General features: G+C 40.4%; 7 protein-coding genes. 5 read left to right on the top strand and 2 right to left on the bottom strand.

Going from position 1 to position 13245, the window contains the following annotated elements; translation table 11 throughout:
* The first annotated feature begins 56 nt into the window (after positions 1-56).
* From AWW68_RS05545 to AWW68_RS05535, 3 genes are all read left to right on the top strand, one after another.
* Positions 57-1343: an OmpA family protein gene (locus AWW68_RS05545; protein ID WP_084375583.1), complete on the top strand. Its 1287-nt coding sequence runs from the start codon at positions 57-59 to the stop codon at positions 1341-1343.
* Positions 1344-1586: 243 nt separating this feature from the next.
* A complete protein-coding gene (locus AWW68_RS05540; RefSeq protein ID WP_068217544.1) occupies positions 1587-7034 on the top strand; it encodes a T9SS type B sorting domain-containing protein in 5448 nt (1815 codons plus the stop codon).
* Positions 7031-8149: a PorP/SprF family type IX secretion system membrane protein gene (locus AWW68_RS05535; protein ID WP_084375582.1), complete on the top strand. Its 1119-nt coding sequence runs from the start codon at positions 7031-7033 to the stop codon at positions 8147-8149. The genes AWW68_RS05540 and AWW68_RS05535 overlap by 4 nt, the downstream gene beginning before the upstream one ends.
* Before the next feature lie 51 nt (positions 8150-8200).
* On the opposite strand, the gene AWW68_RS05530 is transcribed toward AWW68_RS05535, so the two are convergent.
* Complete coding sequence (locus AWW68_RS05530; RefSeq protein ID WP_068218504.1) at positions 8201-8806, bottom strand: superoxide dismutase; 606 nt, start codon at positions 8804-8806, stop codon at positions 8201-8203.
* Positions 8807-8844: 38 nt separating this feature from the next.
* Positions 8845-9291 (bottom strand): nucleoside deaminase, encoded by a 447-nt coding sequence (locus AWW68_RS05525; RefSeq protein WP_068217536.1) that lies wholly within the window; start codon positions 9289-9291, stop codon positions 8845-8847.
* Positions 9292-9370: 79 nt separating this feature from the next.
* Here AWW68_RS05525 and aspS point away from each other — a divergent pair, with 79 nt between their 5' ends.
* Both aspS and AWW68_RS05515 read left to right on the top strand, forming a co-directional pair.
* Positions 9371-11116 (top strand): aspartate--tRNA ligase, encoded by a 1746-nt coding sequence (aspS, locus tag AWW68_RS05520; protein WP_068217532.1) that lies wholly within the window; start codon positions 9371-9373, stop codon positions 11114-11116.
* A gap of 50 nt (positions 11117-11166) precedes the next feature.
* Positions 11167-13239: a GAF domain-containing SpoIIE family protein phosphatase gene (locus tag AWW68_RS05515; protein WP_068217529.1), complete on the top strand. Its 2073-nt coding sequence runs from the start codon at positions 11167-11169 to the stop codon at positions 13237-13239.
* Positions 13240-13245 lie beyond the last annotated feature (6 nt).

Below are 13245 nucleotides of genomic sequence, written 5' to 3'. Positions count from 1 at the left end.
TCACAAGTGGCAAGGTCTTGGGCACTTAAGAAGGCAAAAACCAAAATTTGAAAATCATGAAAAAGATAATACTACTTACATTACTGCTAACCTGCACATCGCTAGTCATGGGTCAAACCAGCTGGGATAGGGTTAGGTATGAAGTTGGTGCAACCAACATGGGACTTGAACTAAGATATAATGACGGACTGTACAACTTCAGTGACGTTGAAAACTTTGGAGTAAAAGTGGGCGCTCATTATTACATTAACCCAAGTTTAAACACTTCTTTAACCTATTCAAGAGGTAAACTTAAGCACGAAAATGAATTTAGAGGAACAGTACAAGACGCGGTACTAAGATTAACCTACAAGTTCAATAACGGATACATAATGAAAGAAGATGCAGTATTTGCTCCGTTCTTATCTTCTGGATTTGGTGTAACTCACCTACAAGACCAAGAATTCTTCTTTTCAGAATTTGAAGGTTCTCACGCCATGGTACCATTTGTAGCTGGTTTCAATTTAAGAGTAAATGATAAAACCGACATTCTTACTCAAGCTGCATTCAACAACTCGATAGACGATACTTATAACTACATACAATATAATGTTGGTGTAAAATTCTCTCTTAAAAGAGACAAAGACTCAGATGGTGACGGTGTAATTGACAGAAAAGATCAGTGTCCTGACGTTGCTGGACCTTCTACTAACAACGGATGTCCTTTAGACGATGACGATAATGACGGTGTTCCTAACCTATATGATGCTTGTCCTACTGTACCTGGTACAATTGACGGATGTCCTGATGCTGACGGTGACCAAGTGCCAGATAAGTATGATGCTTGTCCTATGACTGCTGGTTCTCCTGAAACAGGTGGATGCCCAGATGCTGACGGTGACGGTGTAATTGATTCACAAGACCCATGTCCTGAAACTTACGGAACAATGAACGGATGTACTATGGAGCAGTTCAACAACATGTCTCCTGACTCTGAAGGATCAGTAAAAGTGAAACTTTTAGAAGCCGCTGAAAACATTCTTTTCGAATTAGATAAGTCTACTTTGACTGAAGGATCTTACGAACCATTGAATGACATTGTGAAAGTGTTGAAGGCTAACCCAGAAATTAAATTAGATATTAATGGTCATGCTGATAGCACTGGATCTGCAGAGTATAACTTAGCCTTATCAAGAGAAAGAGCTAACACTGTGAAGCAATACTTCATTAAGCAAGGTATTTCTGCCAATAGATTGATGTCTGAAGGTTATGGAGAAAGAGCTCCAAGAACTGACAATACTACATCAGGTGAAAGAGCCTTAAACAGAAGAGTTGATATTGACTTCGTAATCTCGAATAAATAATATAAATCTGGATTAGACTACTGAAAGTCCGCAGTTTACTGCGGGCTTTTTTTGTGCTTTCAAACCTTACTTATCAAACCAGTCTGCACACTCCACCTACAAGAAAAAAGTACCTTTTTAAATAAACACAATTCTCTTTCACACATAAAATAAATATGTTTACCCTCAAATTAATTACAATAAATACTCTTGAGGCATTCTCCATTGTTAGGCAAAACTCTCCTTGCGAAACACTTTCGCCAAATGGTATTGTTAACAATACTTTTCCTAACGTCTCCGCGCTTTTCTTATAGTCAAGGAAAACCAGTCATTGTTAATGAGGTCATCAATAGCTGTATAGGCAATATCTCTATTGGAATAACCGATGGTGATGCTCCTTACACTTTTACTTGGACAGATAAAAATGGCATTATACTAACCACCAGTACTGATGATCCAAATGGGGCATCATCAATAGACAACCTATCTCCAGGAGATTATACTGTCGTTGTAACTGATAAAGATGGTGAAACTGATTCGAAAACTTGGAGAATCACAGACCCTCCTGGTCTGACAAATACATATAACCTAATAGATGTTGCTTGTTGGGGAGATAAAACCGGGAGAATTGATGTAAACATGACCAATGGTGTATTTCCTTTCACTTGGGAAATTAATGGTACTAATTATTCTAATTCAGGAGTTTCTACTCAAAAAAACTTTGAAGTAACCACCCTCGCTGCAGATAATTATATTCTAGATATTACCGATTTTTTTGGATGTACAGGACAAATCAACTTTACTATCTCCGAACCCCCTACTCCTGTATCTATCAATGTACTAAGTGAAAACGACCCATTATGTAATGGTGATAGCACTGGAAATATCTCTGTTCAAGCTGTCGGTGGTACGGTAGGAGCCATAGGCTATACTTATTCTTGGTCATTAAGAAATTCCCCAGGAACTGAAATTGCCAACACACCCCAATTAAACAATGTACCCGCTGGGCGCTACAGAGTAAGAGTGACAGATGAAAACGGGTGCAGTACATTTCAAGATTTTACCCTAGAAAACCCCGATCAATTAGTTATTACCAATTCTTCCATCGTAAATGCAAGCTGCCTGGGTTCTTCCGATGGCTCTATAGATGTAACCGTAGAAGGAGGAACAGGAATACTATCTTATAGTTGGGATAGTGGAGAAAATACAGAAGATATCTCCAACCTAAGTGCTGGAGCCTACACCCTCACTGTCACCGACCAAAACGGTTGTACGATTCAAGAAACCTATACAATAACAGAGCCTAGTGCTATTGTAGCCGTAGAAACTATCACGAACATTAACTGTAGAGGAGAAAACTCTGGAAGAATTAACCTATCCGTAACTGGGGGAAGTGGTGGTTATTCGTATAGCTGGACAGATGGCCCAACGAGTCAAAACCGTACCAATCTAGTTGCTGGCAGCTATGAAGTAACCATTACGGATGCCGCAGGTTGTGACATATCTGCCATATATAATATCACAGAACCCAATGATGGGCTCAACAATGATGGATTTGTACAAAACAGCCCAACGTGTTTTGGCGGAAATGATGGCTCTCTTTCTATAAATGTTTCCGGGGGAGTTTCTCCATACACATACCAATGGAGCAACAATGAAACTACCCAAGCTATTTCTAACCTTATATCTGGTGATTATCAGGTAATAGTTACTGATGCCAACGGCTGCACCATTACCGCAAATGTAACATTAGCCGACCCTGTAGCTATCTCCGCCAGCCCTACAAAGACACTCCCTTCATGCCCTGGAAATTCTGACGGAAGCATAAGCATTGCCCCAGTTAATGGTGATGGCCCATACAATTTTTTATGGGATAGTGGCGAAACAACTGCAACCATAGAAAATCTTTCTGCTGGAACATACAGTGTTACAATCACTGATTCTAAAGGGTGCCAAATAGTAGAAAGTATTGAGTTGGAAGACCCCGCTGCTATTGATGGAAATGCAACAGTTAATAATGTTAGCTGTAACGGAGAAAGTGATGGATCAATACAGCTTAATACAACAGGAGGCACAGGAAGCTATACGTATTTATGGACCTCTGGAGAAACAACGGACAACATAATAAACCTTTCACCAGGCAATTATGAGGTGACAATAACAGACACCAATGGCTGTACTTTTTCAAAAAGCTATACAATCACCGAACCTGATATTCTGGAGCTGAACTATACCAAAACTGATGTTCTTTGCTTTGGAGAAGCAACAGGATATGTGGATATAAATATAAAGGGAGGGACAACTCCTTATAGCTTTGCATGGGATAACGGAATCACTACCGAAGATCTAACAAATATTACCGCGGGTAACTATACTGTAGATGTAACAGACGCCAATGGCTGTACAATTTCTCAAACCATCCAAATTGAACAACCCAATGCCCCTATTGCTGTTACTGAAAACATAGTAAATATCTCTTGCAATGGAGATAATACTGGCTCGATCGCTTTAGAAGTATCTGGTGGAAGAGGCCCGTATGATTACAGTTGGAGCAATGGAAGTACAAACAGAGACATAAATCAATTAACATCAGGAGATTACGAGGTCACTATCACCGATGCAAATGGGTGTTCACTAGTTGAGACGTATACTATTTCGGCTCCAAATTCATTAACTATTACCCCCAACATTACAAATAACTCATGTTTTGGGGAAAGTAATGGAGCAATTGATCTCAACATAAGCGGAGGCACTGGACCTTACACAATCAATTGGGCCAATGGAGAATCAACAGAAGATTTAGCAAACCTTGTTTCAGGCACCTATAGTGTCACGGTAAGTGATGCCAATGGATGCAGCATAAATTCAGGTTTCACCATTACAGAGCCAACTGAACTTACTATTGAAGGCACAGCTAGTGGAGTGAGTTGCTTTGGCAATAGAGATGGTGAAATTCAAATAGAGGTGTCCGGTGGCGTGGCGCCATACACCTATCAATGGTCAAATGGCAGCACCAATAAAGACTTGACTAACTTGGATGGTGGGGATTATATCTTGACTGTGACGGATGCCAACGGCTGTCAAACAGTGGAAACTATTACAGTACCAGCACCCACTGAACAATTATCGGCAATAGGAACTACAACAGATGTTGCCTGTAGTGGAGGAAGTAGTGGAGAAGTTATTCTCAACGTTACTGGGGGCACGGAGCCATATAGTTATGTATGGAGTAACAACAGCAGGTTAAAAGACCTAAAGAATGTTCCTCCTGGAGATTATGATGTAACTATAACAGACGCTAACAATTGTACTTTTTCAGCATCATTCAATTTATCTGAATCCACTCCCCTCTCGGCCTCCATAACCCCAAATGAACCTACTTGTTTTGGAGACTCCAACGGAAGCATACTTCTGGATGTCACCGGAGGAACAGCCCCTTACACTTACGTCTGGAGCAATGGAAGTACAAGCAAAGATCAATTCAACCTAAGTAGTGTTCAATATACAGTAACCATTAGAGATGCCAACAATTGCACATTGACCCAATCTATAGATCTAGCTGGCAATAGAGGACTAGATGTCTCAATAAACAAAACAGATATTGACTGCAAGGGACAGTCGTCTGGAGCGGTTTCGCTTGATGTATTTGGAGGATCTAGCAACTTCAGTTACTTATGGAATAACGGAGCAACCACCAGAACCATTAGCGGACTCTCTGCGGGAGTCTATGAGTGCACAATTACTGACAATGAAGGGTGCGACAACACCGTAACCGTGGTAATAGCTGAACCTTCACAAAACTTGGGTGCTGAAATTGAATACACTAATAAGCTTACTTGCTTTAATGGTAACGATGGTCTGGCAAGTGTAACTCCTAGTGGTGGCACCGCACCATACAACTACCTTTGGAGTACTGGTGAAAGAAGCCAGAGCATCAACAACCTTGTTGCAGGAAACCACAATGTAATTGTCACCGATGCAAATGGCTGTACCTATCAAGAGAATTTTACCATCACAGAACCAGATTCGCCAATCACCATAACCTCAACAGGGAAGCTAATGCTAGACTGCCAAGGAGATATGGACGGAACTATTAATACAACCATATCTGGAGGAGAAGGTCCTTATAACATACTATGGAGCAACGGGGCTTCGAGCAGCAACCTAACCAATCTAAGTGCAGGAGACTATATTCTTCGGGTTACCGACAACAGAGGTTGTGTTCATGAAGAGTTAATCACGATCAATGAACCTGAGACTCTAGAGGTGGTTAGTTTCAATGTTAATGACACTCAGTGCTATGATGACAGAACAGGCTCAATAGAGATTGAAGTTGCAGGAGGAACCGAACCTTATACTTATTTATGGAGTAATGGCTCAACCTCCAAGAACTTAATAGGTGTGGGAGCTGGCAATTATAACGTACTCATAACCGACAACCACGGCTGCACCCACGAGAAACACTTTCAATTAGGCAGCGCCCCAATTTTCGAATTGAACCCTACCCTATCTCCAATAAGTTGCACTGGCGCAAATGATGCGTCCATATCCCTTAACATAACAGGAGGCTCAGCTCCTTATAGCATTAACTGGAATAATGGTGACGTTAATGAAGCAATTAATGGACTCAGCCCTGGTCTCTATGAAGTAGACATAGTCGATTCCAATGGATGTAGTTTAAACCAAACTTTCAATATTGTTGAACCCTTACCTCTTACTGTCGATGCCACTGTTGAAAATGCCAATGCATGTGATAATCCAGAAAGTGGATCAATTGCTTTAATTGTTTCAGGAGGCACAAAACCATATGAATACGAATGGTCGAATGGGATGACCTCACCTACCCTAACAAATATAACTGCAGGTCAATATGTTGTAACAGTAACGGATAGTTTTGAGTGCTCCTTTCAAAAAGTCTTCACCATAACACAACCACCTCCCTTAAGTATTGAATTGACTCCAGAATTAATTATAGATTGTGAAGCGCAGTCAGCTAGCGCAAAGATTGAAGCTAAGGTTAAAGGAGGATTTGGCAATTACGAATACTATTGGAGCGGAGGAAGCAGTAGCACCTCAACCGTAGAGATAAAAAGCAATGGTAGACTATCACTACTTATCACGGATGAAAGAGGATGCCAAAGACTGGAGGAGATAGATATTGAACTACCTAGGTTCGGAAAAGCCGATTTCTCCTTTACCTCTGAATCGTTAGAAAAGTATGATTCTCTAGCAATAAATGACCCTATCTTCTTCAGCGACAACTCAGGTGACAATATCGTAGAATGGGAATGGGATTTCGGAGATGAATTCAGCTCAAATGAGAGAAATCCGCAGCACACTTATGCTTCTCCAAATAAATACTCCATAAGACTAACTACAAAAGATGAAGCTGGCTGTATTACGGAAGCCATCAGGAATATAGAAATTCTGCAGGGCTACAAGCTCATGATCCCCAATGCTTTCCGGCCTGATGATGATGGCCTAAATGACTTCTTTAAGCCAAAATTTGTCGGTTTCAGAGAAATCAGTTTTCAGATTTTTAATAAGTGGGGCGAGTTGATTTATAGTACTTCTGATCTACTAACAAACGGCTGGGATGGAACTATAAATGGAAGGCCTGCGCCCAACGGCAATTATGCCTATACCTTTTCGGGTATAACCTTTAACGGAGTATCAGAAAATAGAACAGGGGTCTTGGGATTGTTACGATGAAGAAAATACTAAATAAAGTAATTCGACCTACATTTGTTATCAGGAGTATTCTAATAACCACCTGTATGGCTGGCCTTTTTTCAACTCTTAAAGCTCAAGACCCTCATTTTTCTCAGTTCTATTCAGCCCCCATCTATATAAACCCAGCACTAGCAGGACAAAATGGGAAAGGCAGTTTGAACCTTAATTCCAGACAACAATGGACAAACCTTAATAGCACCTTATTTTCAAACTCATTATCTGCCGATCACTTTTTACCTAAGTACAATAGTAGTATAGGAGTAATACTCAATTATCATCAAGAAGACTTATTAAATTTAATCTCATTTGACATTGGAACAGTTTATTCCTACAGTTTAAAGATTAATGAAACTCTCAATTTCAGAGCAGGCCTCCAAGCGTCATACTTTGTAAGGGATGCAAACTTTAGCAATCTTATTTTTGGTGATCAACTAGATATAACTACAGGAACAACCAACCCTAACTCTCAAGAAAACTTAGAAGGGATCGATAAAAAGATAGGGAATGTTAGCTTTTCCACAGGTGGTATGCTTTATAGAAAGAAGCAAAGACGTAGAAATAGGAACATTGGAGCTAATCAAGGTGATTGGTGGGTAGGCACTGCTTTTCACCATATAAATGAACCAAATCAGTCAATAATAGAAAATGGAAATGACGATTTAAGTCTAAAAATGGCTATTCAGACAGGGATAGTTTTATCATCGAAGAAAGGTCCTAGCGATGCCAGAACTACAGCTTCAGATTATTTAGAAAGGTCATGGACTTTCATTGCCAATTGGAAAAAACAAAGAAACTTTTCGCAACTAGACTTAGGCCTACAATATTTCTGGGAGCCAATCCTGCTTGGAATTAATTATAGAGGAATGCCCACAAAGAATTTAGAAGGCATTACCAATCAAGAGTCACTAATCTTAATTGTAGGAGTAGACTTATCCTTAAACACAACAGTGGGGTTTAGTCATGACTTTCCAATATCAAAATTAAGTGGAGAATCTGGCGGATCGAGTGAAATTTCTCTAAGCTTGGCTTTCAGCCTTTCATCAAAGCCCAGTAGAAAACGAGTTAAAACAGAAAGGGTATGTGCTAAAAGATAAAAAACCCCAACCTATTCGGCAGGGGTTTCAACTCTTATTTAAGCGGGGAAATTACTTCCCGTTAGCGTAACGCTTGCTTACTTCTTCCCAGTTAATAACATTGAAAAAAGCTTCAATATAATCAGGTCTTCTATTTTGATAGTTCAAGTAATATGCGTGCTCCCAAACATCTAAACCAAGAATTGGGTGACCACCACAACCTACATTTGGCATTAGGGTGTTATCTTGGTTGGCAGAAGAACAAACTTCTACCTTTCCTCCTGGGTGAACACAAAGCCATGCCCAACCAGAACCAAACCTAGTAGCAGCTGCCTTAGAGAAAGCATCTTTAAAACCATCGAATGAACCATAAGCTTCATTGATAGCATCGGCTAATTCTCCTGAAGGAGCACCACCACCATTTGGCGACATAATAGACCAGAATAAAGAGTGGTTATAGAACCCACCACCATTGTTTCTTACTGCGCCATTATCGCTGTGGTTTGCCAATAAATCTTCAATACTCTTACCTTCCATTTCTGTACCGGCAATAGCATCATTTAACTTACTGGTGTAACCTGCGTGGTGCTTACTATGATGTATCTCCATTGTTCTTGCGTCTATGTGCGGCTCTAGCGCATCATAGGCATAAGGTAATTTTGGTAATTCGAATGCCATTTTTTCTCTGATTTTATGATTATACAAAAATTAGACTTTTATCTAAGCCTAGCAAAAAACTGCCTCAACAGTTCTTCGCTTTGGCTTTTTAACAAGCCATGGTCTGTTTCTGTTCGTGGATGCAAGATTTTTTTAGGATGAAGCGAAAAGCCTCTTTTGGGGTCTTCCGCAGCATACACCAATCTTCCTAACTGAGCCCAAAATAAAGCTCCTGCGCACATCACACATGGTTCTAAGGTAACATATAAAGTACACTCATTCAGGTATTTTCCGCCAATGGCATCGAAGGCCGCTGTAATGGCCAACATTTCTGCATGAGCTGTCACATCAGTGAGTTGCTCAGTCATGTTATGCGACTTAGCAATTATTGTATTTTCCACAACCACTACCGCACCCACAGGAACCTCCCCCTTTTCATAGGCCATTTCTGCCTGTTTGAGGGCTTGTTTCATATAGTGTTCGTCTGAATGAATACTGAGACTCATAGAATTTGTTTTCAGTTCAATATTAAGCCCAATTGCTAAAACTATTACTAAATTTACCACTCATTTTTAAGACAAGAGTATGCTGAGATCACACAACTGCGGAGAGCTTAGAGAAGATCATGTAGGACAAGAGGTGACCCTTTCCGGTTGGGTTCAAAAAATTCGCGACAAAGGAGGCCTTATGTGGGTAGACTTAAGAGATCGTTATGGAATTACTCAGCTCACCTTTGAAGAAGGTAGAACCAAAGCAGAAGCCATTGAAACTGCGCGAAAGCTAGGCCGAGAATTTGTTATTCAGGTAAAAGGTAAAGTGGTTGAACGCTATGCGAAAAATGACAAAATACCTACTGGTTCTATCGAAATAGATGTTGAAGAACTCACCATTCTAAATGCCGCCAAAACCCCTCCTTTTGTAATTGAAGATGAGACAGATGGTGGTGAAGACTTAAGAATGAAGTACCGCTACCTCGACCTAAGAAGAGGTACAGTAAGAAGAAAGTTAGAATTAAGGAGTCAGTTGGCCATTGCTGTCAGAAATTACCTTTCAAATCAGCAATTTGTTGAAGTTGAAACGCCTGTCTTAATCAAATCTACTCCAGAAGGGGCAAGAGACTTTGTAGTTCCTTCCAGAATTAACCCAGGAGAGTTTTATGCTCTTCCACAGTCGCCACAGACCTTTAAGCAGCTGCTAATGGTTTCTGGCTTCGATAGGTACTTCCAAATTGTGAAGTGTTTCAGAGATGAAGACTTAAGAGCAGACCGTCAGCCAGAATTCACACAGATTGACTGTGAAATGTCTTTTGTTGATAGAGACGATGTGCTTGACACTTTCGAAGGGATGACTCGTCATTTGTTCAGCTCTATTAAAGAGGTAGAGCTAGGCCAATTCCCAAGAATGAGCTATGCCGATGCCATGAGCAAATATGGTAGCGACAAGCCAGATGTTCGTTTCGGAATGGAATTCGTTGAGTTGAACGATGTAGCCCAAAACAAAGGCTTCAACGTTTTCGATCAGGCAGAATTAGTTGTCGGAATTTGTGCGAAAGGCTGTGCTGAATACACCAGAAAGCAACTCGATGCACTTACCGATTTTGTTAAACGTCCGCAAATTGGCGCCAAAGGTTTGGTATATGTGAAATGCAATGCAGACGGAACATTCAAATCTTCTGTAGACAAGTTCTATACTCAGGAAAACTTAGCAGAATGGGCTCAAAAAGCTGGAGCAGAAGCTGGTGACTTAATGCTTGTGCTTTCAGGCAACACCAATTCTACCAGAAAGCAAATGAATGAGCTTCGTTTGCATATGGGTTCTGAACTTGGCCTAAGAAACCCAAATGAATTCAAGCCTCTTTGGGTAGTAGACTTCCCGTTATTGGAGTGGGATGAAGAAACCCAAAGGTTCCATGCCATGCACCATCCTTTCACTTCTCCGTTGAAGGAAGACATCAAGAAATTAGATACTGACCCAGGAAGTGTACGAGCCAATGCTTACGACTTGGTTATTAATGGTGTTGAAATTGGAGGTGGTTCTATCAGAATTCATGATAAGGCTACTCAGCAATTAATGTTCAAACACCTAGGTTTTAGCGATGAAGAAGCAAAAGCTCAGTTTGGTTTCTTAATGGATGCCTTTGAGTTTGGAGCACCTCCACATGGCGGTATTGCCTTCGGCTTCGATAGACTTTGCGCTATGTTTGGTGGTTCAGAAACAATTAGAGACTACATTGCCTTCCCGAAAAATACTTCTGGCAGAGATGTAATGATAGACTCACCTTCTGAAGTTGCCGATGAGCAATTAGTTGAGCTAGGCTTGCGTTTACGCTAAGAACTTTACAAATATTAACCGAAAGGTTTAATTTGTAACTTCGGCCGAACATGTCAAAAAGCTTTAAACTTACACCGAAGTTCTACATGAGACTCAGTATGGTACTGGCCATACTGCTATGGCTCATTGTATCGCTTATTGATGTGCTCCAACTACTAGCTCTCAAAAGCGGAGTAGACCTTGGCATTACTAGAGAAGTCCCTATTCTTTTAATGGACTTCTTCTTTGTTTTTGTGGTCATATACTACAGAATACGCATTCGTGAAGAAGATGGAAGTAATTTCGTAGACCTTCTGTGGCGGGTATTCGCTACAGGTTTAGTTACCACCATTATCTCCCTATTCTTTAAACTATTCTATTCCAGTATTGGAGATTCGGCATTAGGGCAAAATGAGTTTCTCAGAATCTTTACCCTTGGCGTTAACCAAGCTATTATCTCCATCTTCCTGATTTCAACATTTACCATTTGGAAGAAACTCATCTTATATCAAAAGTCTCGAAGACTCATAGTCTATTGGAATACCTTTGAGTGGCTAGTAATTGCCTCAATCTTCTTTAACCTAACAGGCTATACCCTTCAAGGCAGTCTCGTATTCGAAATTGTTTTTGCAGTAATGACCTTAATGGCCATTACGCTTTCCGGAAATCTTAAATGGGTTGCCTACCTCAACTTTAAACAAAAGTGGAAGTCTATTCTACTTATCATACTCATTACCATTTACGTATTTTACTTCTTTGCAGAATTGTACGTTACACCAGAAGAGGCTGCCACTTTCTTTAGTCCTATAGACAGTCTCTTCACCATAATTCTCTTCACTTTCCTACTCTTCTATAGTGTATTCTCACTTTTGGTTATTCTCTTTAACCTACCTACCTCATCCGTTTTCGAAAGAAAGATGGAAGAAGCCATCAACTTTCAACGGCTTAGCCAGTCTATTCAGACAGGAGAAAGTGAAGAACAAATTTTCGACATTCTCCTTACTTCTTCCATGAATGCGGTATATGCCGATGCCGGCTGGATTGAAGTCAACAAAGATGAAAATAGCACACAATTCATCAACAAAAACATCAGTAGAGAGAGCATTAATAAAATCAAAGAGCAGATTTTCAGCAGTAAGAGTCGCACGGTTATGAAAAACCCTTTGAGCAGCTCCAACTCAGAAACTGATAGGGTTTTAGTAACCCTTAAGCGCTCCAATTTCAAATCAGTGTTTGTTGTACCGCTAACCGTGCAGAACAAGGTAAGTGGCTTCATGTATTTGCTCAATGAGGTAAGTGACGGCTTCAATAAAGAGATGATCAACATCATCAACACCTTTGCCAGCCAAGCAAGTGTTTCTATTGAGAACTTTAAGCTGATGGGTGAAGCCATTTCAAATGAGCGATACAAAGAGGAACTAGACATTGCCAAAAGAGTGCAGCGCGCGTTATTGCCCGATGCGCTAGATCATGACGATAGATTCAGCATACATGCCTTTACCATAGCAGCAGCAGAAGTTGGTGGAGATTATTATGACACCTTTAAACTGAGCGACCACAGGTTTGCTATTGTAATTGGCGATGTTTCAGGAAAAGGCACCTCGGCTGCTTTCCACATGAGCCAAATGAAGGGAATCTTTCAGTCTTTGGCTCAAATGGATTTAAGCTCCGATGAATTTTTATTTCGAGCCAACAAGGCGTTGAGTCAATGTTTGGAAAGAACTTCTTTCATTACTCTCACCTATTTTATTCTAGATACCAAGAGCAAGAAACTAGAGTTTGCCAGAGCAGGTCATTGCCCCACATTATATTACGATAATAGTAACAAAACTGCGGAGTACTTTCAAAATAAAGGGCTTGGCTTGGGTATTCTGAGAAATGACAGCTTTAAGAAATTCATTCATGTGAATGAATTAGAGTTCGATAAAGACGACATTCTAGTGCTTTATACCGATGGTATTTCTGAAGCTAGTAATGCTGAAGGAGAAGAGTTTGGATTCGATAGAATGAAATCTCTATTAGAGAAAAATGCTCATTACGACCCCGTGATGATCCAGAAAATATTTATAAGCAAGCTCTATGAGTTTTGCGGAACAAAAGATTTGAACGATGACTACACCATGGTGGTGATCAAGTTTAAGTGAATTACG

It is taken from the genome of Roseivirga spongicola, assembly GCF_001592965.1.
GTDB classification, from domain to species: domain Bacteria; phylum Bacteroidota; class Bacteroidia; order Cytophagales; family Cyclobacteriaceae; genus Roseivirga; species Roseivirga spongicola.
The sequence above is the reverse complement of the archived record's forward strand: the minus strand, read 5'-3'. Positions and strand labels throughout refer to the sequence as shown.

What these genes read in the sequence shown, in the direction of transcription:
- AWW68_RS05545 (WP_084375583.1), top strand. Translation starts at nt 57, where the DNA reads ATGAAAAAGATAATACTACTTACATTACTGCTAACCTGCACATCGCTA.
- AWW68_RS05540 (WP_068217544.1), top strand. Translation starts at nt 1,587, where the DNA reads ATGGTATTGTTAACAATACTTTTCCTAACGTCTCCGCGCTTTTCTTAT.
- AWW68_RS05535 (WP_084375582.1), top strand. Translation starts at nt 7,031, where the DNA reads ATGAAGAAAATACTAAATAAAGTAATTCGACCTACATTTGTTATCAGG.
- AWW68_RS05530 (WP_068218504.1), bottom strand. Translation starts at nt 8,806, where the DNA reads ATGGCATTCGAATTACCAAAATTACCTTATGCCTATGATGCGCTAGAG.
- AWW68_RS05525 (WP_068217536.1), bottom strand. Translation starts at nt 9,291, where the DNA reads ATGAGTCTCAGTATTCATTCAGACGAACACTATATGAAACAAGCCCTC.
- aspS (WP_068217532.1), top strand. Translation starts at nt 9,371, where the DNA reads ATGCTGAGATCACACAACTGCGGAGAGCTTAGAGAAGATCATGTAGGA.
- AWW68_RS05515 (WP_068217529.1), top strand. Translation starts at nt 11,167, where the DNA reads ATGTCAAAAAGCTTTAAACTTACACCGAAGTTCTACATGAGACTCAGT.